We start from the raw sequence: 22,803 nt of genomic DNA on the forward strand, positions 1-22,803 counted from the left end.
AGCCGCTGACCCACGGGCCGACGGATCGAGCACCTCGCATCGTCCCAACGGGGATCATGTTCCTGCGCGATGTCGACGGATTCCCGCAGTTGCATCTCCTGCCGCACATGGGTGAGCCGACGCGGTTGACCGAGCTGCCGCTGGGGGCCGGGGCCGCGGCCGTCAGCCGGGACGGTCGCCGGGTCGCGTTCTCCGCACCCGTGAACCGCGCGCCCGGCGACGCCGCTGCGCCCATCGTCATCGACACGCTCGACCAGAAGGCGGACGAGATCGGCTGGATCGGCAGTGTCCGCCGCCAGATCTTCGTGATGGACCTGGGATCCAGGCAGATCAGACAGGTCACCGACGGCGACTACGACGCGGACGGCCCGGCATGGTCGCCCGACAGCGACCGCCTCGCATTCACGGCCTCCATGGCCCACCGCGCGGACGTCGAGCTCGAACGCCGCGCCTACGCGGTCGAGGTCGACGACCCGCTCGCTCCGGTGCAGGTGCTCGGACAGGCCACAGGAGTGACCGGTCCGGTCATGTGGGCTCGCGACGGCGCGTCGCTGCTCGCCGTGGGATCACCCGCGATGGTGGCAGGTCATGCCCGGCTTCTCCGGCTGTACGGCGACGGCAGGCCCGACACCGACATCACGGCTGGGCTGGACCGCAATGTGCTGCCGGGCGCGACGGGCTACCCAGGTGGCCACCCGGCGCAAAGCCACGACGGCAGCGAGATCGTCTTCTGCCTGCGTGACCGTGGCTGGACCCATCTGTACGGGGTCGGTCCGGATGGCGGAGAGGGCAGGCCGATCGTCGCGGAGCCGCATCAGGTCGTCTCCGCGCTCTCGGTGGCCGCCGAGGCACCCCGTGCCGCGATCGTCCTGACCACTCCTGAGTCGTTCGCCGAGGTCGCGATCGTCGACCTCGCCACCGGCGAAGTCGAGGTCCTCACCTCGCTGATGGAAGAGAGCCTCCCCGGGGTCCAGCTCTGTCGACCGGAGCCACGAGAGTTCACGATCAGCGATGGCGTCGTCGTCCACGGGTGGCTGATGGCGGCACCGGACACGACCGGAACCGCTCCGCTCCTGCTCGACATCCACGGTGGGCCGCACAACGCCTGGGCCGGTGTGGCCGACGAGATCCATCTGTACCAACAGCTCCTCGCCGCACGCGGGTGGCGTGTCCTCACGCTCAACCCCCGTGGATCCGACGGGTACGGCGAGGAGTTCTACCGAGCCGTCGACGGCGGCTGGGGACGAGCTGATCTGGCGGACTTCATCGAGCCGATCGACCAGTTGATCGCCGAGGGGATCGCCGACCCCGAGCGACTCGCTGTCGCCGGCTATAGCTACGGCGGCGTCGCGACCTGTGCCCTCACCGCCCACACCGACCGGTTCGCGGCCGCGGTGGCCGGCGGCCTGATCTGCGACTTCGCCTCCATCGCCGGTCAGCGACTGTTGCCGGAAGGCTTCTTCGCCTCGGCGACCGCAGGTGCCGCGCCGACAGACGTGGTCCGGCTCATCGAGAGCTCTCCGATCGCACGCGTCGAGCAGGTGAAGACACCCACGCTCGTGCTGCACGGCGAGAACGACAACACCTGCCCGATCGGACAGGCGCAGCAGTGGTTCTCGGCACTGCGGATCCAGGGTGTGCCGACTCGCCTGGTGGTCTATCCAGGAGGCAGCCACCTCTTCATCGCCGACGGCGAGGTCGATCACCGCGTCGACTACCACGCCCGGGTCGTGGAATGGGTCGAGCTGCACACCCGCGCCGCCGCACGGCCGGCCGCGCTGTCGGCGGCCCCACGTGGGGAGCACTACTGGCGCCGCCGTCTGGACCTCCTCCGAGAACGGCACGGAGTCGTCGGGGCGCAACTCGGCATCGTGCAGCTCGATCGGAGCGGAACGGTCTTCGACCGCATCACGGTCAGCTCCGGGGTCCTGAACGTCTCGACCCGGGAACCCGTCATCGACGACGCCGTCTTTCAGATCGGGTCGATCACGAAGGTCTGGACGACGATGCTCGTCATGCAGCTCGTCGACGAGGGGCTGCTCGATCTCGACGCTCCCGTGCGCGAAATCCTGCCGGACTTCAGGCTGGCCGATGACGAGTCGCCCTCGGTGACGGTACGGGCGTTGCTCAACCACACCAGCGGCATCGACGGGGACGTCTTCACCGACACCGGGAGGGGAGACGACTGCGTCGCGCGGTACGTGGAGCACCTCGCCGCCGTCTCCCACATCCACCCGCTTGGAGAGAGGTTCTCCTACTGCAATGCCGGCTTCGTCGTCGCGGGCCGCATCGTCGAGGTGCTCCGCGACATGACGTGGGACGAGGCACTGCTCCACTATTTGATCAAGCCGATGGGCCTGCGGCACACCATCACCCTGAGCGAGGACGCACCCAAGTTCGCCACGGCGACCGGCCACGCCGGCTTCGGCGACGAGTCGGCCCCGGTGCCCCAGTGGTCGATCACCCGATCCATGGGACCCGCGGGCCTGATCGTGGCGAGCGTCGGCGACCTGCTGACGTTCGCGGAGATGTCACTGCGCGGAGGGGTGACCCGGGAAGGCGTTCGTCTGCTGTCAGCCGGCAGCGCTCGCCTGATGACCATCGAGCATGTCGATCTGAGACAGAGCGTCGCCACCGTCCAAGGCTGGGGACTGGGCTGGTTCCTCGAGGACTGGCGGGGAACCTTCGTATACGGCCATGACGGCGGCACGATCGGCCAACGTTCATACCTGCGCTTGATCCCCGGTACGAACTACGCGGTGGCGTTGCTGACCAGCGGTGGTCAACCGGATGGTCTCTTCTACGAGCTGTTCGCGGACGTCACGTCGTCGATCGACGGCAGTCTGCCCCCGGTCCGGGTCCGGGCCGACATGACACGTCCGCCCGAACCGCTGGAGGGCGCCTGGGAGTGCGCTGGCTATCGCGCGGAGGTGGCCCCCGACGCGGACGGTCTCAGACTGACACTGTGGGAGCGGAAGGGGCATCTGCGCGACGGCACGGCAGCAGAGCCGGAGTTCGTCGCGCTGCATGCCTCGAACATCCCGGGCGGCTACGCCTACACCACCGCTGAGCTCGCGGGGGAGAAGCAGTTCCGGCCCGTCGCCGGCGGCGTCTACAACGGATCCCGCTTCCTGCGGCAGGAGTGCTCATGACGACCCGGGCGCCGAGCTCGACCTCCATGGAGTTGCGGCTGCTTCACCGCCCGGAGGAGATGTCTGCCGCCTCCGAGCTCGTGGCGCAGATCTGGAAGGTCCAAAACACCCAGTCGCATGTCAGCCCGGAGCTCCTCACGGCGTTCGCGCACGCGGGCAACTACGTCGCCGGTGGTTTCCGTGGCCATGAGCTCATGGCGGTCTGCGTCGGGTTCTTCTACCCGCCCCGGGAGAATGCCCTGCACTCCCACATCGCCGGCGTGCGACCAGACGCGGCGGGCACAGGATGGGGCAGAGCCCTCAAGCACCACCAGCGCGACTGGTGCCTGGCCCGCGGTGTCACTCGCGTGACGTGGACCTATGACCCCCTGGTGGCCCGGAACGCGTACTTCAACCTCCACAAGCTCGGCTGTGAGGTCGAGGTCTACCTGCCCGACTTCTACGGACCGATGGGTGACGGGCTCAACCAGGGCCAGCACAGCGACCGGATCATGGTGGCCTGGCACATCGGGCAGGCCACGGCGCCCTCACGAGCCGAGAAGAAGCACGGCCCCGCCGTACTGAGGTCCGTGGACCGGCGACCCCAGCTCGACCTCGGCCGGGCGGTGTCGCTGACCCGATGCGTCGTGGAGATCCCCTCGGACATCGAGGCTCTACGGCGCCACGAACCCGAGCTCGCGATCTCATGGCGGCTCGCGCTACGACGGGCGCTGGGTGGGCTGCTGGAAGAAGGCTGGGTCGTGGTCGATTTCGACCGCCGGGGTCACTACTGCCTCACGAGGAGCACCTGAGAATGCACATCGAGCGTGTCGAGCTCATCACGGTCCGGATGCCGCTGATCCACCCGTTCACCACCTCGTTCTCCACCCAGACGGAGCGCCTTCCGCTCCTGATCCGGGTCACGGCCTCAGACCACGGCGGCACCGTGACAGGGTGGGGTGAGTGCGTCGCCCTCGCCGAGCCGTTCTACTCGCCGGAATACCTTGAGGGAGCACGAGAGGTCCTGCGGCGATTCCTCGTGCCCGCGCTGTTCGAGTGGCAGGCCGCGGGTCACGCCGTGTCGGCATCGACGGTCGGCGCGGCACTTGAGCACGTGGTCGGCCACCGCATGGCCAAGGGCGCTCTGGAGATGGCGATCCTGGATGCCCAGCTGCGGCTTCGGAACATGTCGTTCGCAGCGCAGCTCGGTGTGACCCGCGTCTCGGTGCCCTCGGGGGTCAGCGTCGGCATCGAGAAGTCGATTCCCGACCTGCTCGGCCGGGTGGCCGACTTCGTCGACCAGGGCTACGCGCGCATCAAACTCAAGATCCAGCCCGGGTGGGACCTCGAGCCGGTCAAGGCGGTGCGCGAGCGGTTCGGCGACATCGCGCTGCAGGTTGACGCGAACACCGCCTACCGTCTCTCCGATGCCCAGCGGCTGCGCAGACTCGACCCCTTCGATCTGCTGCTGATCGAACAGCCGCTGGGTGAGGAGGACCTGCGGCAACACGCTCTGCTCGCGGGCCTGCTCACCACGCCGATCTGCCTGGACGAGTCGATCGTTGACGCGCGGTCGGCCGCCGACGCGATCGCGCTGGGGGCGGCGAGTGTCATCAACATCAAGCCTGGAAGAGTGGGGGGATACCTCGAGGCGGCACGCATCCACGACCTCGCGCTGGCGCACGGCGTCGCGGTCTGGTGCGGCGGCATGCTCGAAACCGGCATCGGCCGAGCCGCCAACGCGGCGTTGGCCGGGCTCCCGGGCTTCACGCTGCCCGGCGACATCTCGGGCTCGGATCGGTTCTACGCCCAGGACATCACCGAGCCGATCGTCATGAAGGACGGAGCGGTGTCGATCCCCGGCGGACCCGGGTTCGGCGTCGAACCCCTTCCCGCGGCACTCGGCGAGATGACCGTTCACACGCTCGACCTCACCGCCTAGCGACGAGACCAAGGATCAAACCAGATGGGATCAGCAGGCAGCTACGACACCATCGTCGTCGGAGCGGGCTCGTCCGGCTCGGCACTCGCGGCACGGCTCGCCGACGCGGGACAGCGGGTGCTGCTGCTCGAGGCCGGCCGGGACTACGCGGCCTCGCAGCTTCCGGAGGCATGGAGGTCGCCGAATCCGTTGAACGCGATCCTGAACTCCGACTACAACGCGTTCTTGTGGGACGGGCATCTGGCCACCAGGACCGAGGCCCAGGAGCCCTACCTGTACTGGCGAGGCAAGGGCCTCGGCGGAAGCTCGACGGTGAACGGGCAGATCGCGATCCGGCCGCCCATCGAGGACTTCGACGAGTGGGCGGCCTCCGGTTGCACCGGGTGGTCGTCCGCGGAGGTCATGGCGGACTTCGTCGCCCTGGAGTCCGACGCCGGCTTCGGCGACGAGGACTACCACGGCACCGCCGGCCCGATCCCCGTCTACCGGGCTCCGGTCGACACGTGGGGCTCGGTCGACCAGGCGCTCCGCGCGGCAGCGCTCGCCTCGGGTTTCGGGTGGGCCCCGGACGTCAACGCACCCGGCGCGACCGGCGTCTCTCCCTACCCCATCAACTCGATCGACCGTCGACGGGTCTCGTGCCACGACGCCTACCTGGAGCCACGTCGCGACAACCCGGGCCTCACCATCCGCGGCGACAGCCTGGTCGACGTGGTTCTCTTCGAACGTGCTCGGGCAGTCGGCGTCCGGCTGGCCAACGGATCGGCCTTCCACGCGAACCAGGTCGCGCTCAGCGCGGGCGCCACGGCCTCGCCCTCGATCCTCATGCGCTCGGGCATCGGCCCCGCCGATGACCTCCGACGGCTGGGCATCGAGGTCCGTGCCGATCTGCCGGTGGGCCGTGGGCTCCAGGACCATCCGATGGCCCTGATAGGCATCCCGCTCACCGAAGCGGCCTCGGCTGGCCCCGCCGACCGGCACACGAACTGCTGCGTGCGCTACAGCAGCGGCACCGTGCCCGGCGGGAACGACATGATGCTGGCCGCCCTCAACCAGAACGCGCTGGCCATGGCGGCGGCCGAAGTGCGCGCCGGCGCCGGTGCCGTCGGGGTGTTCGTCAACCGGACCTACTCGCGCGGAACGCTGAAGCTTCGAAGCGCCGACCCGAGCACGCAGCCCCGGGTGGCGCTGAACATGTTGTCGGACGAGCGCGACATCGACCGCCTGGAAGCGGGCATCAGGCTCCTCGGCGACCTGGTGGCCCACTCCAGCTTCGCGGAGATCGCCGACGGCGATCTCTGGCGGGTCAATTCGTCGCTGCGCGATGCCCTGGACACACCAGGGCGACTGCGCGACTACCTGCGCGCCAGCGTGGTCGACACGCAGCACGCGACGAGCACGTGCCGGATGGGAGATCCGAACGCGCCGGAGACGGTCGTCGACCCCCGGTGCGAGGTCCTCGGTTTCGAGGGTCTCCGAGTCGTCGATGCCTCCGTCTTCCCCTTCGTCCCACGCGCCAACACCCATCTCGCCTGCGTGATGTTCGGCGAGCACATGGCCCGCAGGCTCCACTGAAGCCGGCTTCGATCCAGAAGGAACGAGCAGATGAAGCGCCTGAGCAACATCATCGACGGCACCCCGGTCGAAGCCGCGGACCCGGAACTCCGCAGCGTCGTCAACCCGGCCACCGAACAGGTCGTCGCACTGATTCCGGCCGGATCGGCCGCCGACGCCGCGGCGGCGGTGGAGTCGGCGCAGGCCGCGCACGCGGGCTGGGCGAGGCTCGACCTCGAGGACCGCCTCGGCCGGCTGAGCCGCACCGCCGACCTCCTCGAACGGCATGTGCGCGAGCTGGCGGAACTCGAGAACCGGGAGATGGGCAAGCCTGTCCCGCTCGCCGAGCAGTTCATCGCGGGCGGAATCGCCTCGTTCCGGCTCGGCATCGAGCGGGCGCGGTCCTATCCGTTCGTCGCCGACGTCACAGCTCCGGGCGAGTCCGGACGGACAGTGGTCATCCGTGAGCCGCTGGGCGTGCTGGCACTCATCGTGCCCTGGAACTTCACGGTGACCTCGATCCTGGGAGCCCTCGGCCCCCTGCTCGCCGCCGGCAACACAGTGGTGATCAAGCCCTCGGAGAAGGCGCCGCTGTCCGCGGCCCGGCTCGTCGAGCTGTGCGACCTTCCGGCAGGCGTGGTGAACCTTCTCCTGGGCGACGCGCGCGCCGGCAAGCCCTTGGCCGAGCACGAGGCGGTCAAGCTGGTGCACTTCACCGGGTCTGTCGAGGCGGGCCGCAGCGTCGCCGTCGCCGCGGCCAAGCGCCTTCAGCGAACGATCCTGGAACTGGGAGGGAACGACCCCGTCCTCGTCGACGCCGACGTCGACGTGGCCGCCACCGCCAAGGCGGTCGCGACGTCGACGTTCCTCAACAGCGGACAGATCTGCACATCGTCGGAGCGGATCTACGTTCACCGCGCGGTCGCGGACGAGTTCATCGCCGCCCTCGTGGCCGAAGCCGAAGGCTGGACGATGAGCGACGACCCCTACTCCCCGGGCCTGGGACCACTGGTCGACGACACCCAGAGGAGGATCGTGCACGACCACGTCCACGAAGCCGTCCACCGCGGGGCGACGCTGCTCTGCGGTGGCGGGCAACCAGACCGGCCCGGATACTTCTACCCCGCGACGGTGCTGACCGAGGTCACCTCGGACATGCGCATCATGAAAGAGGAGACCTTCGGGCCGGTCGCCCCCGTCACCGTGGTCGACTCCTTCGCCGAAGCCATCGACCTGGCCAACACCACAAGCTTCGGACTCGCGGCGACGGTCTATTCCTCGACCCCCGAGAACCTGCGGCGCTGCAGGGAGATCAACGCCGCTCTCGTGTGGATCAACGAGTGGCAACACGGTGGCGTCAACATGGTCTACGAGCCGTGGGGGGTCAGCGGGATGGGTGCGACCGGGGCAGCGGCGTCGTTCGACGCCGCCACCCGCCCGGTGTCGATGCTCTACTCGCCGTCCACGAACCACGGGTAGTACGGGGCCGTGCTCCAGGCAGGGGTCGCGCCGGTCGTGGCGGCCTCTCGTTCCGGCGCGTCTCCACGACGACCAGGCCGCCGTCCGGGCGTACGGCGAGGGCCACGGAGCTGCCTTGCGGGTCGAAGGTGGGCTCGGACAGCGGCTTGCCGCCCGCCGGGGGCACGCACCCGTTGCCGTCGCAGATCAGCAGGCCGAGCCGGACGGCGTTCCCCAGGCGGCTCCGGACCTGGGGGTCCGCGTTCCAGGCGGTCAGGACCAGGCGGTCAGGACCAGGCGGTCAGGACCAGGCGGTCAGGACCAGGCGGCCGTCGGCCAGGCGGGCGCTGGCACCGACGGGTCCCGTCTTGGTGCGCTCCTGCCTGGCCCACGCGAAGCCAGCGCGGGCACCCCCAGCACGCCCACGAGCAGCGCGGCCCCGGCGTGCGCCAGCCGATCGCCGGCCAGGCGGTAGCCGCGGCCGAGCGCCCGCCATCCCGAACGCCCTTCAAGGATCACGGCCGGCACGGCCGGCAGGAACGGCGCCGCGAACACCGCGAGCCCCACCATGACGAAGATCGACAGCCAGGACTGAGCGGTCGCCCACGCCACGCCGAGCCCGGCGGCCACGATCGCCGCCCATCCGAGCAGCATGCACGTGGCCGGTGGCGACGAAATCTTCGTCGAGGCCAACGAATCGCTCGCTGACCGGATGAACTCGGCAATTGACGAGTTCGCCGCCACCAACGCAGAAGCGGCAGCACTTTTGCGTGTCCTCATCGACGAACTGGCCGAAGCGCGGCTGAACGCGGCAGGTCTCGATCCAGACCTCATCACCATGCTGAGCAGTTCCTCTGACCAGCTGGTGAGCCTGGAAGACTATGCCCCCATGCTTGCCCAGGCGAGTCTCGCTCTCCAGCATCTCCCTGACGTGCTTCCTGGCCTCATGGACGCGGCGACAAAGTTGCACAACTCGAGCGAGCTCGTTGATGTGCTCTGCGCCGTGGTGGGCGACCTCCCTGATGGAGACACCGTCGCGGCGCTCCGGAACGCCGCGGCCTCCCTGCGGGGCCTTCCCGACACCGTCTCTCACCTGCAAGAGGTCGTAAACGAGCTGCGATGGGCCCAAAGCAACATGTGATCCGCGCCCAACACGGCCGCCACCGTGCCCCACGTGACCCCACTCCGGGCTACTGGCCGCTGCTGAGCATGTCCCGCAGATCCGGGTCGTGCCACAGGGCGACGGCCTGGGCGGCGGCGGTTCGGGTACGCCACAGATCGTCGGCGGAGCCGCGGCCGGGGTCGTCGAGCATGGGGGTGACCGGGAACAGGTGCGGATCGCTCCTGGTGCGGTCGCCGGCGGTGGTCTGCCACTGCGGGCGCTTGCCGTAGGCGACCCGGGTCACGTGCCCGATGTTCGTGCTGTCGGGGGTGATGACGTGCCAGCGGCCGTCGTCGTGGTCGGCCAGCGTCTGGCTGAGGCGCCACCCCGGCAGGCCTTCCAGCTCGATGTCGGCGTGCGGGGTGGCGGTAATCGAGGGGTTTGTTGGGAAAGGGCGTCCCTGGTTCCTTGGGCGCTGTCAGCAGTTGCTCCAATCCAGCCCTGGGGTTCGGGCGGCGGCTGCGCGGCTGTGTCCAGGCGTTGCACGGGGTGGCAACGCTTGCGGCCGTTGCAGAAAAGCGCAACACCGAGGCGGTATGGCCTCATGGGGTCATCAAGCCCATCACGATGATGAGGAGAACCCCGACCATGGCCCGACAGGCCCCCAACCCTGATCAACCGCCCGTGCCGCTGCTGTCGCTGCGGGCGGCGGTCATCCTTGCTCTCGCCCTTGCCGCCGGAGTCGTCGTGGGGGCCCTCACCCTGTGGACCGGCGTGGTCCCGCCGGCCGCGGTCTTGACCGGGATCGCCGCGTTCGGCGGGACAGTCCGCGGCCTCCACGACGTCATCGGCAAACGGTGAGCGTCCTCGACATTCGGGCGGATCCGGGCGCTCATGGAGATGATGGACATGTGGTTGACATCGAACGCACCGCCCGGCACGCCCTCGTGGAAGAGCGGACCGAGGTCGTCCTGTTCGCGACCGAGCTGAAGCGGTTGTTCGACACTGTCGGTCTCACCCTCGGCCAGTTCTGTGCCACCAGCCAGGGGATCATCGACAAAGGCAGCCTGTCCCGCTACCTCAACGGCAAGCGCGTCCCCCGCGAGCGGTGGCTCCTGGACCGGCTGTTCGCCCTGCGGGTCAAGGCCGGCACCCCGCTTACCGAGGAGGCCCAGGGCCATCTGGTTGACCTCCAGCTGGCCGCGCTCGAAGTCGCCCACCCTCACGACTACAAGGTTCGGCGCGTCACCGACGAACTCGACATCGCACTCACCGCCCGCCGTGAGAGCGAACGCCACGTCAACCGACTGGAAACCGAACTTACCGGCCGCGAACGACGGCTCGCCGATCTCACTGCCGACAACACCCGCATGCGTGCCGACTGGGACGCCGACCGCGACCGGTTGAACCGCGAGATCGCCGATCTCACCAGCCAGTTGAACCTCGCCCACGAGCGCCGCGCTGCCGCCGAAACCCGCTGCGCGGACCTAGAGGCTCTCCTCGACCGCCTCCAATCAGGTGCGGCCGCCCGACTCCCTTCAGCGTCTGGAGCCGAGTCCCGCGGCTCCAGAGGCCCAGCTGCGATACGAGTGATGATTTGCGACAACCCTGGACCCTACCGCGACGGGTTGAAGATGCTCCTGGAGACGGAGGGCGTTCATGTCACCGGTGTGGCGAATGACTTCGAGCAGCTTCGCCATTTGATGCGGAAGTCACTGCCGGATGCCGTGGTTGTCAGCGTCTCCACGTCACCCGCCCACATCGATGAGGGCATCGTCGGCACCGTCGACCTCCGTCAGCGCCATCCGAACTTGGGGGTGCTCGTCCTGGCGGCCTTTGCCGAAGCCGCGTACGCCGAACGCCTTGTGCTGACCGGCAACGGCGTCGGCTACCTCGTGAAGGACACTAACAATCTAGAGACTATCCTGGCTGCCCTCCACGGGGTCGTCGCCGGCGAGGTCATCATGGACCCGCATCTCGTCCAGCAGCTGCTAACTCGCTCGCAGACGCAGGACAAGATCAGCCGACTCACACCCAGGCAGCGGGAAGCCCTCATGCTGATGGCCGAAGGGCTATCCAACAGCGGCATCGCGCGACGCATGCATATCTCTGAGAAGACCGTCGACGGTTACATCACCGCGATTCTCGCACGGCTCGATCTGAAGGACACCCCCGACAGCAGCCGCCGAGTTGCTGCTGTCTTGACCGCGCTCCAGGCCAGCTACCCCTCCTCTCCCCAACAAGGTGCCCCGGTCCGTCCCAACCCGGCTCTCCCGGCATGACAAGGAGACCGCCGCCAAGGATTCGTAGGCCGATCCAGCGACCTGCCCACATCAGAACCGGCCAGTGGCCGTTCGATGGCTGCAACCCCCCTGAGGCTCCCAGCTCGGCAGTCGTGTGCACACGACTTCGGGAATCTGTGCACGCGACTCCGGAAAGCGACAATCCCGGAACACAAGGGAGCCGACTCATGATTTTTCGGGATCGTTTTAGGGACACAGTTCCGGGGCTGGTCAGCCGCGTCGGCGGGCGGCAGAGTCACGGCTTTGTCGCCACCCGGCCAGCGCCCCCGGGGGGACGCGCGGGGTGGCCGGGCGAAGGGAGGCGGCGAACGCGTCGTTGATGACCGCGACCGGTCGTCCGCCGGTGCGGGTGCGCGCAGGCGGCGTGGGGATCGTGAGGTCAGGGCGCGGGATCGCGGTAGCCGTGAGCTTCGCGGGTGGCGTTGTAGCTCGTGGCGGCGGTGGTGAACAACAGGTCCACCTGACCGCTGACCCAGGCGCGGATGCGTTGCCGGGCGTCGTCGGTGGGGCCGGGGTGCAGATCGGAGACGTGGAGGTAGAGCGGCGCCACGTCCGGGTGAGTCGGGTCGACGACGATGAAGGACTGGTCGTTGTCGCGGTGGGTGGCGATGCCGGGGAGCATCCCAGCCACGGACCGGACTTTGAAGGGCTGGTCCATCGACAGCATCAGCGTGAGCCCGAGCTGGTGGATACGCAGGGGCTGGTAGGGGCGGCCGCCGTAGGTGGTGTCCGGCTTGCCGTCCATGAACTTCACCTCGACCAGGACGTCCGCCGGCAGCTCGATGTCAGCGATGATCGCCCCGGCGGTGTTCTGCAGCTCTGTGCACAGGCCTCTGGCGGCTTCTTCGACGACGTGCAGGGGCAGGCCGCCGTGGGCGCGCAGGCTGTCCTTGAGCAGTTCCAGCCCGCCGGTGGCCGGAGTGTGGGGGGAGTCGGCGACGGGAGCGGGCTTGTCCTGGACGCGATGGGCGCGGGGTTGGGCGGATGCCGGGCTGATAGTCGGCTCGGAGGAGGGCCTGGCCTGGGCGGTCTGGGCGGCGGCGAAGGCCGCGTCGTAGAGCAGCTTGAATCGCACCTCCTGCTCGGCTCGGTCGCGTGCAGGCGTGTGGTGATCGGCGAGGTAGCGGACAACGGAGAGGTAGCGCAGCCACTCGGGCATCCCGCCTTGACCGCGCAACAGCTGGCGAACCCGTTCATCGCTGATCATGCCCGGGTAGTCGTCGCTCTCGTTGATGGCTTTGGAGATCCGGCCAGTACCCGGTCGTCCGGCTCCGACATACAGATCGTGCAGAGCCGCGGTCATCGTCCGCAGTGCTCCAGGCGGCAGGACGTCCTCGCCCGGCAGGTCGATCGCTCTGCGCATGTTCCGGCCCTCGCCAATAAGTGCCAAGTTCTGCCAACCAGCCACGGTAGCGGCACAGAGATGCGCGCACGGGTGTCTCGGACGAACACTGCGGGCCCGGGCTCAGAGCGGGTCCAGAACCAATACGGGACGACTTCCGCCAAAGATCAACAAGCCTGTCCGGCGCGGTCTCATCGTGGAGTCAGCGGCTCATTCGAAGAGCCGTCCCGGGGGAGCGGACGGGCGTCAGGTCGCCTGCACCGATGCCCTCGGCAGCCGACGCACGCATTGAGGAGGCGCGTGAGATGACTGGGATCTTGGTGGAGTTGCTGGCGGGGGCCGGGCCGGCGTGGAGCATCGCCGGAGTGGCGCTCATCGTGTTCGTGGCCGCGATGCTGTCCTTCGTGGGCCTGGCCGTGGGGAGGGCCCTGTTCGCCGACGATCCCGCGACCCGGGCCAATGCCCGACACGTGCTGCGTGACCTGCTCGGATCGTTCTTTCGCAGGCCTCGTTGAGGACCGCTCTGCGTCCGGACCACTCACCGGCGCCGGGCGGCAGGATCGCGCCCCTCCTGCCAGCGGGCCCGGCTGGCGCGGACGTCGGCGGCACGGGCCTGTTCGACGGCGCCCTGGGCGGCGGCCTTGGCGGCGCTCCGATAACTGACCGATCATGGCCTGAGGTTCCCCCGCTTCTGCTAACCCTGCGCGGCGCAGGCTGACATAAGGGCTGGCGATCTCTGCAGACCGTCCCGGACACAACCGCTTCGCAGTTGGATCGGATGGCGGGTAACGCGTTCGTCACTATGGGTCCCGCTCGCGCCGGTATGGGAGCACCCTGGAGACATGTCAAAGTCGCCAGGGGGTTCAGGGTCGGCGCCCCGTTCGCGGGCGTGGCGATGGGTGGCGATCGCCACGATCGTGGCGATGGTGGCGTTGCTGGCGCTGGGGCTCGTCGGGTTCTTCGCCGACCCGCTGCACCTGCCGGCGGACGTGCTGGGGGTGCTGGATCAGCGGGCCAGCGTGGTGAGCATGTTCATCGGCGCGGCCGGACTGGTGGTCGCGGTGGCGGCGCTGCTGCTGCAGCTGCGCGCCGACCGCACCCAGCCGACCGCCGCTGCGGTCGTACCTGATCGATCGGATGCCGGGCCGGAGACGCCGCCGCAAGTGGCGGCCTCGGGGGAGCGGTCGATCGCCGCCGGCGGCGACAACACCGGCATCGCCTCGACCGGTGACGGCACGCGGAATGTACAGATGCGGGCGCAGGCCTCGGGGCAGGGCCGGGTATATCAGGCCGACGGCGACCAGATCATCAACGAGCCATGACCACCGCCATCGCCCTGCTGGCCGACCTGATCGGCCCGTCCGCCGCCGCCAACACCGACGCGTTGGAGGAACTGGCCAAACAGCTCGGGGACCTGCCCTTGGCGCTGACCCAGGCCGGCGCCTACATCGTCCGCACCCCCCGCACGACCCTGGCCACGTACCTGCAGCTGCTGAAGGACACCCCCGACCGCATGCACGCCGCCGCCACCGCCGGCGGCGACGCCGAGCGGGTGGTGGCCAAGGTGCTGACGCTCAGCCACGCCCGCATCCACACCATCAACCCGCTGGCCGGCCACGTGCTCAACCTGCTGGCGTGCTTCGCCCCCGACCACCTGCCTTGCGCTGTCCTGGACCGCCTGCCCGATGCCGACCAACAACAGATCGACGAGGCGCTGGCGCTGCTGGCCTCCTACAGCCTCATCACCTTGACCACCGACCCCGGCGGCCATAGGACGTATGAGCCGCAGGACCTGATCAGCGTGCACCGTCTCATCCAGGCCACCACTCTGGCCCAGCTCACCGATGAGCAACGCGCGGTGGCCCGTGACCAGGCCGCCGACCTACTGCAGTCCGCCCTCCCCGATGACCCAGAGCAACTGGCCAATTGGCCCGCCTACCAAGTCCTTCTGCCACATGCCCGGAAAGTACTTCCGCCCGACTCACCCGGTCTAGAGCATCTGATCACCTATCTCAGGGCCACCGGCGACTACACCACGGCCCTTAACCTCCAGCACCAGGTGCACACCTACGCGTTGGCAGCATTGGGCGCCGAGCACCCGAAGACTCTGGCCACCCGTCATGACCTCGCCTATATAGAGGGGGAGGCAGGAGATGCGACCACCGCCCGCGACCAGCTTGCTGCCCTCCTCCCTATCAAAGAGCGCATTTTGGGTGCCGACCACCCCAGCACCCTGATCACCCGGCATGAGCTCGCTCGCTGGACGGGGCGGATGGGGGATGCGACCGCCGCCCGCGACCACTACGCCGCCTTACTGTCCCTCGACGAGCACATCTTGGGCGCCGACCACCCGGACACCCTGACCACCCGGCACCAGCTCATCTACTGGATGGGGGAGGCGGGGGACGCGGCCGCCGCCGTCCGCGACCAGTTCGCCGCGCTGCTTCCCGTACGCGAACGCGTCCTGGGTGCCGAGCACCCCGAAACCCTGGTTACCCGCAACAACCTCGCCTACTGGACGGGCAAGGCGGGAGATGCGGCCGCCGCCCGCGACCAATTCGCCGTCCTGCTCTCGATCCGCGAACGCGTCCTGGGGGCAGTCACCCTCACACCCTGAACACTCGCCAGAAGCTTGCCCATTGGACGGAACAGGCGGAAAACAGTGGATCAAGGGGTAGCGATCGCTTCATTTAACGATGACGCTCTCAAACGATCAATGCATCACCACTGGTCAGACGCTCAGAGTAGACCTCTGCAGGTGATCGGAAACCATGGATCTCCCGTGGTCGGTGGTTGAGTTCTGCCGCGATCGCGTGTACCCGGTCCTGTTCGTGGACGCGATCAACGTCAAGATCAGGGACGGTCACGTCGCCAACCGGCCCATCTACCTGGTCATGGCCGTCACCGTCGAAGGTCACCGCGACATCCTCGGTATCTGGGCCGGCGACGGCGGCGAGGGCGCCAAGCACTGGCTGGCGGTGCTGACCGAGCTGAAGAACCGCGGCGTGGACGACGTGCTCATGCTGGTTTGCGACGGGCTCAAGGGCCTGCCGCAGGCGGTGGAGGCGGTCTGGCCCCGCACCATCGTCCAGACGTGTGTGATCCACCTGCTGCGCAACTCGTTCCGGTACGCCGCCCGCCAGGACTGGGACAAGATCGCACGTGCGCTCAAGCCCGTCTACACCGCCCCGACCGAGGAGGCGGCGCTGGAGCGCTTCTATGAGTTCTCCGAAGTCTGGGGGCGCAAGTACCCGGCCATCGTGCGCCTGTGGGAGACCAGCTGGAGCGAGTTCGTGCCCTTCCTGGCCTTCGACGTCGAGATCCGCAAGGTCATCTGTTCCACCAACGCAATCGAGAGCGTCAACGCCCGCATCCGCAAGGCGGTGCGTGCCCGGGGCCACTTCCCGAACGAGACCGCGGCCCTGAAGTGTGTCTTCATGGCCTTGATGAGCCTGGATCCCACCGGAAAGGGCCGCAAAAGATGGACCATGCGCTGGAAGGCGCCCTTGAACGCCTTCCAGATCGCCTTCGAAGGCCGCCTCACCCTGCCAACCTCTAGCCACTTCAACAACCAAGATCAGCCGTTAAGTTGACACTCCCAACTGGGTCGACATGGACGAAGACGAGACCGCGGACTGGCGCAAGGTCCTCGCAGATCTGGAAGCCGCCGCCACGACCTTCCGCCGCGCTGTGAACCTCATCGGCTAAGAGGTCGCGCCGATAGGTGATCGTCAGCGGCGTCGTTCGGGGCGGTTGGTCCAGCGGTGGGTGATCCAGGCTCGGCGGATCAGGCTACGGATCGTGATGATGGCGTCGGCGAGGTCGAAGAACGCATCGACGATGGCCGTTTGGCGTTCGTGGCAGCGGGCGAGCCTGACAAAGGCGTTGTGCCAGGCGTTGGTCCGCTCGATATGCCAACGCTGACCGGCTTGAATGGGGGCCTTGTCACCCTTGTGAGCGATCTCGCCGGTCAGGCCGCGGCGGTCCAGTTCCTCGCGGGTCTTGCCGGAGTCGTAGCCGGCGTCCAGGTGCACTGTGATGTCGTCAGGCAGCGGGCCGAGGTTGTCGGCGTACTTCTTGGAGTGCTGAGGTAAGTACGGCTGGATGTGCCGAGGGGTCAGTGCTGGTCACGGCTGGGTTGAAGTTGGTGGCGTAGACCGGCGACGGTGAAGCTGAACAGGTCGATGAGGGTATAGGCGGCGAGTCTGCCGTTGTCGCCGGGCCCGGTGGAGCAGTGAGCGGCAAGGAGTTGGCAGACGTCGTCGCCGCTGCGGAGGAACTCATCGATCGTGGTGAGCAGGTCGAGGTGATCTGCGAGATGGCCGGTGGGAGCGCGAGCTCGAAGAGCGGGCTTTGGCCATAGTGCAATCCATCGAAGACGAAATGGAGCAAGACGCCCTCGCCCGCTACCTCGCCTGGCGAGACGAAGAGGAGAAGGAAGCCCGGGCGCTACGGCGCCTGTCCGGAGACGCAGTACAGGACGAGTAAGCACCTCACTCCCCGAAACGAAGGCCCGAACTCCAGCATGTCCGGACCTTCACAGCCCTTGCCTCACTTTCGCTCATCAACGCTCATGTGCCGCACACCCAGTACTTCCCATGCAAGGGTCCTGACCGAGCCCGGGTGCTGGCCGCCGAGGCCGCCTGCCAGCTCGCCGTGCTGGCCCCGCAAAGCCGGATGGTACGACCAGGCCATGACCATCGCGCTGAGCGCCGCCGATCACCCTGCCCTCGCCGATCCGATGCCCGGCACACGGCCCAACGCGGGTTGCTGATCCAGTCCGCCGCCCACCGCGGCGACCGGACCGGCATGCGCGAGCTCACCGATGAGGCCGCCGTCATCGCAGCCCGGCCTGCGTGTCGGACCGTGGCCGCGATCCCGCTGATCTGCACGGTACGGCTAGCCCGCGTCGTGCTGCCCGAGCTGGGTTCGCACAGTCTGGATCGTGTCGCCAGCCGCCTGGGGCTGACGATCCCGGCCGACCGGCACCGGGCCCTACCCGACGCCGAACTGACCGCGCAGGTGTTCACTCGCCTGGCTGTGAAGGGCCTGCGGGCGGACCACTGGCGCACCCTGCTAGAGCTGCAGGCCGTCGGCGGGGTGTACGTCAGACCCGAACCCAGCCACCAGGCGGCCCAGGTGGTGCAAAGCGAGCTGTTCTGACATCGGTCGGCCAAGGGCTCGACATGGTGCGGCCAGCCCGGACGATAGCGCGATCGTCCCGCGCCGGCGATGGAGCCGAAAACAGGAACCCGATCGGATCTAAAGAGATCGAGGCGTCGATATGATCATTGAGCCCGCTCCATCCTGAATTCGCAGGTCAAGACCTTGCGTGGGTTGATTTGAGGCTGCTCGTGCTGGTGGTGCCAGGGTTTCTGACGAGGTGATCATCTGCCGGTGGTTCGTGGGAGTTAAGGATTCCGCGACGGCCTGGCGCGCGGCCCGATCAGGCGCCGCGCTCCTCTGGCTGGAGGCGGCCTTCTGCCTCGGCCTGGGCGGCACCATCACCACCATGACCTATCTGGCGCTGCAGGTGCACGACCTCGGCGAGGGCGGCACGGACTGGTTCTACGCCGTCCAGGGCACCGCGGGCCTCCTGGCCCTCTTGGCCGTCGCTCCCCGCCTGGAACGCCTGACCCCGACGCCCGCCTCAAGATCATCGGCTGGACCTGCGTGTCCCAGGGCGTCTTCACCGCCGTCCTGGCCGTCCCGCCCCCGTCACCGCCGTCCTCATGCTGTGGGCGTGCGCCGCGTTCGCCGAGGTCCTCTACTCCCCAGCAGCCATGGCCGAACTGCTCGCCGCAACCACCAACGACACCTGCGGCCGCGTCATCTCCCTCTGGAGCGCCGTCGCCACCACAAGCCTCGCCCTCTCCGCCCTCACCTCAGGCTTCCTCCTCGACCACATCGGACACCGCCCCCTCCTCACCCCCCCGACCTCCTCATGACCGCCCGGCCTCGCCTGGCTCCTCGCACCGCACCACCCGTCACCCGAGGCCGGGGGCTCCTTTGATGGGTTCGTAGGCGAAAAGGATCTCCCATCGGCCCTCGACGCTCGCGTCGTCGTCGACCATGACGATGCCGTGCCCGCCGGCGGCGGTCACCAGCATCCATTCGTCGGGGGTCAGCCCGTGCGTGCCGAGCATCGCGTTGGTGTCCAGCCGTCGGCACAGTGCCTTGGCGACCGCCAGTTCGCTCGCGCCGCCGGTGAGGTCGGCGAACTCCCTTCCCGCGTCGAAGGTGACGGTCTCACCGCCGGACGCGGGGTCGGCGGTGATGAGTACGGACGGCCGATCCGGCATACCAGATGCGTGCTCGCCGTCGATGACGATCCCTATCCGTTCCGGCCGGATCGGGAACCTTTCGGCAATGGCCGCGCGAACCTCGAACGGGTCCGGCGCGCCGAGCAGGTAGAGCGAGTAGCCAATCGGCGGATCCTGGCCGAACAGCAGAAGATCGGCGATGTCGGGCGGGGTGTCCGGGCAGAAGGTGAACCCCGTCAGCAGCCGCCTGAACTCCACCGCGTCCCCTGCGGCGAGTGGCACCCGTCTGACCACCATGGCGTTCGCCAGCTCCTCCACCGCCAGCCCGAGCTCACCGACCCGCAAAAGCCGGTCAACGAACTCGGTGGTCCGAGGCTCGATGAGCGGTCCGTACACCTTGAGCAGCCGCACCGTCGCCGCCCGCCGACCCAAGCCAGGGTCGCTCACGTGAACCGTCCGAGGCGCGCGTGCCGCGTCGACAAGGGTCTCCGACAGTCGTAACCGAACATCCCTGCATTCTGCATCACACTCACCTGAGAGGAGGGAATCGCCCCAGGCCGTAGGACACTCTTCCTCGTAGCGGGTCGGCGTTCGGAGCGGGTGATCGTTTGCCGAGGGGTCGCTCCGGTTCGCGTGATCCACCCACTCTCTGTACGATCTTGCCCCGTTATGATCGTTTTGTGGGGGTTTCCGGCTGTGAGCGACCGTGATGGACAGGCAACGCCGCTGCTGGAGCGCATCACCGCGCGTCGCACGGAGCTGACCGAGCAGGCCGAAAGGTTGCGCCTACGGCTGGCCGAGGTCGAAGGCGAAGCGGAGCGGCTCGGCGTGGCCGAGCAGGTGGTCAAGTAGTTCCTCGCCGAGGACGACGACGGGCAGCAGGAAGCCGACCAGGCAGGCGATGAGCTGGTGCCCCTCTACCGGGTGGCGCTCACCCCGGAGCGAGCCGCAGCCCAGATCGAGCAGGGCATCGACTTGACGCCACTGCCCCCGCTGCCTCCGCTTGCCGGAGGCCGGTTGATCCCCTACCGGCACGAGGCCGACGACGTGAGCGTGTTGCCGGTCGACTATCAGGCGTTGCGGTCGGCGGTGCATGACAGCAAGGGCCCGGCCTCGTGTAAGGAGATCTGCCGGCAGCTCGGGCTGGGCCTCGAGCCGGGGCAGGTGGAGGGGACGCGAGCCAAGCTGAAACGGCTGGCCGAGCGGGGCTGGCTGCACAAGACCCCCAGCGGCACGTTCACCGCGCGGGCCTGACCCTCGCCCGCACCCCCGGAGTCCGCTCGTTCGCTCTCCAGCCCCTGTTGACCAGGCCGTTCGGCCTTCCGGCTCCGGGTGGGGGCGCGTCCTGGGCGGGGGCTTGACGGCGTGTGAAAACAGCCAAGACCACCACGACATCGACCGCGACGATCGCATCGGCCCAGGACGCGCCCTCGCCTGTCTACTCCAGCAGCCTGTCGCTGTCCACTTCCACCCTCACCATCCTGGCCGACCTGCTGCGCGGACACTTGAAGGCGATCGGCTCACGCTGGCGCAAACTGCCCGCCGGGAAGATCGCCGTCATCGTGCTCGCCTTCCTGCGTCACGACCAGCGCCTGGCCGACCTGGCCGGCGGCAACCAGGTCTCAGCCTCCACCGTGCGCCGCTGGGTCGGCGAGGTCATCGACCTGCTCGCCGCCCGCGCGCCCCGCCTGGACCGGGCCTTGAAGAAGATCACGCAAGCCGGTGGTGAGGTCGTACTGCTCGATCGTTATCTAGGGTTGTAGAACCCTTTTAGCAGCTCAGAGGACGATGATCTCTTCTTTCACGTATGGCAAGTAGACCCAGCATGCCGAGCACGATGGGGTCCGGCGCGAAGGCAGCGCGATCGATCAGCGATGGGTCGTTGCGATGAGGCATCGCAGTGCCGCGTGGGCGGGTGAGCCCCGCGTGGCCTTGCCGCCTGGCCGGCCGTGGACACCGGCGTCGCCGATGAGGAGGCCGACGAGGGCGGCCATCACCGCCCAGCCGCGGGCGCGGCGCCGGGTCGCGGCCCCCGGGGCCGGCTGGCAGGCGTCATGGAAGCGGTCGGCGGCGCTATCCGACAGCGCGGCTTCTCCCTTGAGAGCGGTCAGGATCTAGGGTGCCTGCATGAAGATCCGCGCCGGCGCAGCAGAGGACGCCAGAATCCTGGCCATGCTGAACCCTCACGTTCATGCAATCCACGCCGCTCACCGCCCCGATGTCTACCGCGTCGACCCACCCGCAGACGAACTGACCGACTACTTCGCGACTCTCCTGGTCAAAGACGTCACGCGTGTGTTCATCGCCGAGATTGATCGTCCGGTCGGGTATGCCGTGGCTGCCATCGTGCGTCGCGAGGAAAACCCGTTCCTCCGCGCCGAATCCTTCATCCTCCTCAATCAGCTGGCGGTGGATCCACAAGCCGCCAGACGCGGGGTTGCGAGTCAGCTGATCGAGGCCGTGCGGGATGCGGGCAGGCTGGAGGGCTGCCAGAGGCTGCTAACCGACGTGCTGGACTTCAACGAGGACGCCAAGGCCTTCTATGCGGCGGCCGGATTCGCTGACTTGAAACACGTGCTGGAGCAGCCGCTTTGATGCTTGCGCGGAGTTGCTTGTCGGCGTACACCTCAACGTGCAGACGCAAGTACAGGCTGATGTGCAAGGGTGCCCTCGTTGAGCTGTCGCCGCTTCGGCGCGTTGATCAGAGGGTCAGGCATGATCAGAGCGGTTTCGGATGGCGCGCGCCGGAGTGATGCCGAACAGCGGGCGGTGGAGTCAGAGGCGGGCTTATGGCCGATCGGCCGAGCGCTGACGATCGCCACCAGCGTGGCGGTCCTCGGCCTGGCCGCTGTCATGGTCCTCGTGCTGGCAGTGCTGGGATTCCCGCAGCTGGCACCAACCGGCGCCTTGCCGCCCAGCCAGCTGCTGGAGGTGCTGAAGCTGGTCTTGGGGACGGTCGCGGGGGTGGGCGCATTGTTCGCGCTAGTGATGGCCTACCGGCGACAGCGTCTGGCAGAGGTAGCCGACGAACGGGACGAACGGCGTGCTCGCGAGGACCTGGCCCGGGTCTTCAACGAAAGGTTCGCCACCGCCGTCGGACAGCTCGGACACGACGGGGCCGCCGTTCGCCTGGCCGGCGCGCACGCCCTCGCAGGGCTTGCCGACGATTGGGCACCGCTCCGTCAGACCTGCATCGACGTGCTGTGTGCCTATCTCCAGTTGCCATACGAGCCGGATCCAGGCCCGGATGCTCCGTCGGCGCAGAAGTTGGCCTTTGCTCGCGACCAGCGGGTTCGCCACACGATCATCGACGTCATCGTGGCTCGCCTGCGCGACGGCGCTCGCATCTCCTGGCAGGGGCACACCTTCGATTTCTCTGGTGCGGTGTTCCATGCACGGTTCTGCGGTGGCACGGTCACCTTTCGCGGTGCCGAGTTCTCCGGCAGCGAAGTCAGTTTCCGCGGTGCCGAGCTCTCCGGCGGCACGGTTGACCTATCGCATCCAGGAGCGTGGAAGGTCCCTCCAGATCTCGGGGAAATGGATCCAGCAGCGCCGCCGGCCGGGGTAAATCTACCGGCAGCGATGGTCGACCAAGGAGAGACGCGCGCCGAGCCACGAGCCTGACTCCGGCCTCGCCACCCACCGGATCAGAATTAACGGCGACGGCCGACTCCCACGAGTTCGGCGACTTGCCCCTCCGAGAGTTCA

General features: G+C 68.2%; 22 protein-coding genes and 2 pseudogenes. 19 read left to right on the forward strand and 5 right to left on the reverse strand.

Annotated features, from left to right (window positions below):
* Positions 1 to 56 precede the first annotated feature (56 nt).
* Genes LDL49_RS49875 through LDL49_RS49895 form a run of 5 tightly spaced genes read left to right on the forward strand, consistent with a single transcriptional unit; the run spans position 57 to position 8,106 of the window.
* Positions 57 to 3,152, forward strand: a complete 3,096-nt coding sequence (locus LDL49_RS49875) for a serine hydrolase (RefSeq protein WP_225301992.1) — start codon at positions 57 to 59, stop codon at positions 3,150 to 3,152.
* On the forward strand, positions 3,149 to 3,943 hold the full coding sequence (locus LDL49_RS49880; RefSeq protein WP_225301993.1) for a GNAT family N-acetyltransferase: 795 nt from the start codon (positions 3,149 to 3,151) through the stop codon (positions 3,941 to 3,943). The genes LDL49_RS49875 and LDL49_RS49880 overlap by 4 nt, the downstream gene beginning before the upstream one ends.
* Before the next feature lie 2 nt (positions 3,944 to 3,945).
* Positions 3,946 to 5,073, forward strand: a complete 1,128-nt coding sequence (menC, locus tag LDL49_RS49885; protein ID WP_225301994.1) for an o-succinylbenzoate synthase — start codon at positions 3,946 to 3,948, stop codon at positions 5,071 to 5,073.
* 24 nt (positions 5,074 to 5,097) lie between these two features.
* Positions 5,098 to 6,648 (forward strand): GMC family oxidoreductase, encoded by a 1,551-nt coding sequence (locus tag LDL49_RS49890; RefSeq protein WP_225301995.1) that lies wholly within the window; start codon positions 5,098 to 5,100, stop codon positions 6,646 to 6,648.
* A gap of 30 nt (positions 6,649 to 6,678) precedes the next feature.
* The gene (locus LDL49_RS49895; RefSeq protein WP_225301996.1) at positions 6,679 to 8,106 is read left to right on the forward strand and encodes an aldehyde dehydrogenase family protein; all 1,428 of its coding nucleotides are present in this window, start codon (positions 6,679 to 6,681) and stop codon (positions 8,104 to 8,106) included.
* A gap of 294 nt (positions 8,107 to 8,400) precedes the next feature.
* Here LDL49_RS49895 and LDL49_RS49900 read toward each other — a convergent pair whose 3' ends face one another.
* A complete protein-coding gene (locus tag LDL49_RS49900; protein WP_225301997.1) occupies positions 8,401 to 8,739 on the reverse strand; it encodes a hypothetical protein in 339 nt (112 codons plus the stop codon).
* 4 nt (positions 8,740 to 8,743) lie between these two features.
* On the opposite strand from LDL49_RS49900, the gene LDL49_RS49905 reads away from it, so the two are divergent.
* On the forward strand, positions 8,744 to 9,226 hold the full coding sequence (locus tag LDL49_RS49905) for a hypothetical protein (protein ID WP_225301998.1): 483 nt from the start codon (positions 8,744 to 8,746) through the stop codon (positions 9,224 to 9,226).
* 49 nt (positions 9,227 to 9,275) lie between these two features.
* Here LDL49_RS49905 and LDL49_RS49910 read toward each other — a convergent pair whose 3' ends face one another.
* A complete protein-coding gene (locus tag LDL49_RS49910) occupies positions 9,276 to 9,491 on the reverse strand; it encodes a hypothetical protein (RefSeq protein WP_225301999.1) in 216 nt (71 codons plus the stop codon).
* A 344-nt stretch (positions 9,492 to 9,835) separates the two neighbouring features.
* Between LDL49_RS49910 and LDL49_RS49915 the strand changes: the two genes are divergently transcribed.
* A complete protein-coding gene (locus LDL49_RS49915; RefSeq protein WP_225302000.1) occupies positions 9,836 to 10,048 on the forward strand; it encodes a hypothetical protein in 213 nt (70 codons plus the stop codon).
* 50 nt (positions 10,049 to 10,098) lie between these two features.
* Positions 10,099 to 11,469 carry a LuxR C-terminal-related transcriptional regulator gene (locus LDL49_RS58850; RefSeq protein WP_225302001.1) on the forward strand — a complete coding sequence of 457 codons (1,371 nt, stop codon included), beginning with the start codon at positions 10,099 to 10,101 and terminating at the stop codon, positions 11,467 to 11,469.
* Between the two features lie 400 nt (positions 11,470 to 11,869).
* Here LDL49_RS58850 and LDL49_RS49925 read toward each other — a convergent pair whose 3' ends face one another.
* A complete protein-coding gene (locus LDL49_RS49925) occupies positions 11,870 to 12,853 on the reverse strand; it encodes a hypothetical protein (RefSeq protein WP_225302002.1) in 984 nt (327 codons plus the stop codon).
* Positions 12,854 to 13,137: 284 nt separating this feature from the next.
* Here LDL49_RS49925 and LDL49_RS49930 point away from each other — a divergent pair, with 284 nt between their 5' ends.
* From LDL49_RS49930 to LDL49_RS49945, 4 genes and pseudogenes are all read left to right on the forward strand, one after another.
* Positions 13,138 to 13,347 (forward strand): hypothetical protein, encoded by a 210-nt coding sequence (locus LDL49_RS49930; RefSeq protein ID WP_225302003.1) that lies wholly within the window; start codon positions 13,138 to 13,140, stop codon positions 13,345 to 13,347.
* Positions 13,348 to 13,674: 327 nt separating this feature from the next.
* Positions 13,675 to 14,154, forward strand: coding sequence for a hypothetical protein (locus LDL49_RS49935; RefSeq protein ID WP_225302004.1), 480 nt, complete (start codon positions 13,675 to 13,677; stop codon positions 14,152 to 14,154).
* The gene (locus LDL49_RS49940; RefSeq protein ID WP_225302005.1) at positions 14,151 to 15,449 is read left to right on the forward strand and encodes a tetratricopeptide repeat protein; all 1,299 of its coding nucleotides are present in this window, start codon (positions 14,151 to 14,153) and stop codon (positions 15,447 to 15,449) included. The genes LDL49_RS49935 and LDL49_RS49940 overlap by 4 nt, the downstream gene beginning before the upstream one ends.
* 190 nt (positions 15,450 to 15,639) lie before the next feature.
* A pseudogene (locus tag LDL49_RS49945) lies at positions 15,640 to 16,425 on the forward strand (IS256 family transposase); the annotation flags it as partial.
* A gap of 138 nt (positions 16,426 to 16,563) precedes the next feature.
* Here the strand turns inward: LDL49_RS49945 and LDL49_RS49950 are convergent.
* Positions 16,564 to 16,899 (reverse strand): annotated as a pseudogene (locus tag LDL49_RS49950) (IS5/IS1182 family transposase); the annotation flags it as partial.
* Positions 16,900 to 17,407: 508 nt separating this feature from the next.
* On the opposite strand from LDL49_RS49950, the gene LDL49_RS58855 reads away from it, so the two are divergent.
* The gene (locus LDL49_RS58855) at positions 17,408 to 17,995 is read left to right on the forward strand and encodes an exonuclease domain-containing protein (RefSeq protein ID WP_225302006.1); all 588 of its coding nucleotides are present in this window, start codon (positions 17,408 to 17,410) and stop codon (positions 17,993 to 17,995) included.
* Positions 17,996 to 18,564: 569 nt separating this feature from the next.
* Positions 18,565 to 18,780 (forward strand): hypothetical protein, encoded by a 216-nt coding sequence (locus LDL49_RS49960; RefSeq protein WP_225302007.1) that lies wholly within the window; start codon positions 18,565 to 18,567, stop codon positions 18,778 to 18,780.
* Positions 18,781 to 18,819: 39 nt separating this feature from the next.
* Here the strand turns inward: LDL49_RS49960 and LDL49_RS49965 are convergent, their stop codons facing one another.
* Positions 18,820 to 19,542 (reverse strand): hypothetical protein, encoded by a 723-nt coding sequence (locus LDL49_RS49965; RefSeq protein WP_225302008.1) that lies wholly within the window; start codon positions 19,540 to 19,542, stop codon positions 18,820 to 18,822.
* A gap of 249 nt (positions 19,543 to 19,791) precedes the next feature.
* Between LDL49_RS49965 and LDL49_RS49970 the strand changes: the two genes are divergently transcribed.
* The 5 genes from LDL49_RS49970 (at position 19,792) to LDL49_RS49990 (ending at position 22,719) form a co-directional block, all read left to right on the forward strand.
* A complete protein-coding gene (locus LDL49_RS49970) occupies positions 19,792 to 19,947 on the forward strand; it encodes a hypothetical protein (RefSeq protein WP_225302009.1) in 156 nt (51 codons plus the stop codon).
* A gap of 57 nt (positions 19,948 to 20,004) precedes the next feature.
* On the forward strand, positions 20,005 to 20,349 hold the full coding sequence (locus LDL49_RS49975; RefSeq protein WP_225302010.1) for a hypothetical protein: 345 nt from the start codon (positions 20,005 to 20,007) through the stop codon (positions 20,347 to 20,349).
* A 113-nt stretch (positions 20,350 to 20,462) separates the two neighbouring features.
* Positions 20,463 to 20,858, forward strand: a complete 396-nt coding sequence (locus tag LDL49_RS49980) for a helix-turn-helix domain-containing protein (protein ID WP_225302011.1) — start codon at positions 20,463 to 20,465, stop codon at positions 20,856 to 20,858.
* 364 nt (positions 20,859 to 21,222) lie between these two features.
* Entirely contained in the window at positions 21,223 to 21,690 is a 468-nt protein-coding gene (locus tag LDL49_RS49985; protein ID WP_225302012.1) for a GNAT family N-acetyltransferase, read from the forward strand.
* 120 nt (positions 21,691 to 21,810) lie between these two features.
* On the forward strand, positions 21,811 to 22,719 hold the full coding sequence (locus tag LDL49_RS49990) for a DUF1616 domain-containing protein (RefSeq protein WP_225302013.1): 909 nt from the start codon (positions 21,811 to 21,813) through the stop codon (positions 22,717 to 22,719).
* Positions 22,720 to 22,803: the final 84 nt, after the last annotated feature.

It is taken from the genome of Nonomuraea aurantiaca, assembly GCF_020215705.1.
Classification (GTDB): Bacteria; Actinomycetota; Actinomycetes; order Streptosporangiales; family Streptosporangiaceae; genus Nonomuraea; species Nonomuraea aurantiaca.

What these genes read in the sequence shown, in the direction of transcription:
- LDL49_RS49875 (WP_225301992.1), top strand. Translation starts at nt 57, where the DNA reads ATGTTCCTGCGCGATGTCGACGGATTCCCGCAGTTGCATCTCCTGCCG.
- LDL49_RS49880 (WP_225301993.1), top strand. Translation starts at nt 3,149, where the DNA reads ATGACGACCCGGGCGCCGAGCTCGACCTCCATGGAGTTGCGGCTGCTT.
- menC (WP_225301994.1), top strand. Translation starts at nt 3,946, where the DNA reads ATGCACATCGAGCGTGTCGAGCTCATCACGGTCCGGATGCCGCTGATC.
- LDL49_RS49890 (WP_225301995.1), top strand. Translation starts at nt 5,098, where the DNA reads ATGGGATCAGCAGGCAGCTACGACACCATCGTCGTCGGAGCGGGCTCG.
- LDL49_RS49895 (WP_225301996.1), top strand. Translation starts at nt 6,679, where the DNA reads ATGAAGCGCCTGAGCAACATCATCGACGGCACCCCGGTCGAAGCCGCG.
- LDL49_RS49900 (WP_225301997.1), bottom strand. Translation starts at nt 8,739, where the DNA reads ATGCTGCTCGGATGGGCGGCGATCGTGGCCGCCGGGCTCGGCGTGGCG.
- LDL49_RS49915 (WP_225302000.1), top strand. Translation starts at nt 9,836, where the DNA reads ATGGCCCGACAGGCCCCCAACCCTGATCAACCGCCCGTGCCGCTGCTG.
- LDL49_RS49925 (WP_225302002.1), bottom strand. Translation starts at nt 12,853, where the DNA reads ATGCGCAGAGCGATCGACCTGCCGGGCGAGGACGTCCTGCCGCCTGGA.
- LDL49_RS49930 (WP_225302003.1), top strand. Translation starts at nt 13,138, where the DNA reads ATGACTGGGATCTTGGTGGAGTTGCTGGCGGGGGCCGGGCCGGCGTGG.
- LDL49_RS49935 (WP_225302004.1), top strand. Translation starts at nt 13,675, where the DNA reads ATGTCAAAGTCGCCAGGGGGTTCAGGGTCGGCGCCCCGTTCGCGGGCG.
- LDL49_RS49940 (WP_225302005.1), top strand. Translation starts at nt 14,151, where the DNA reads ATGACCACCGCCATCGCCCTGCTGGCCGACCTGATCGGCCCGTCCGCC.
- LDL49_RS49960 (WP_225302007.1), top strand. Translation starts at nt 18,565, where the DNA reads ATGCTGTGGGCGTGCGCCGCGTTCGCCGAGGTCCTCTACTCCCCAGCA.
- LDL49_RS49985 (WP_225302012.1), top strand. Translation starts at nt 21,223, where the DNA reads ATGAAGATCCGCGCCGGCGCAGCAGAGGACGCCAGAATCCTGGCCATG.
- LDL49_RS49990 (WP_225302013.1), top strand. Translation starts at nt 21,811, where the DNA reads ATGATCAGAGCGGTTTCGGATGGCGCGCGCCGGAGTGATGCCGAACAG.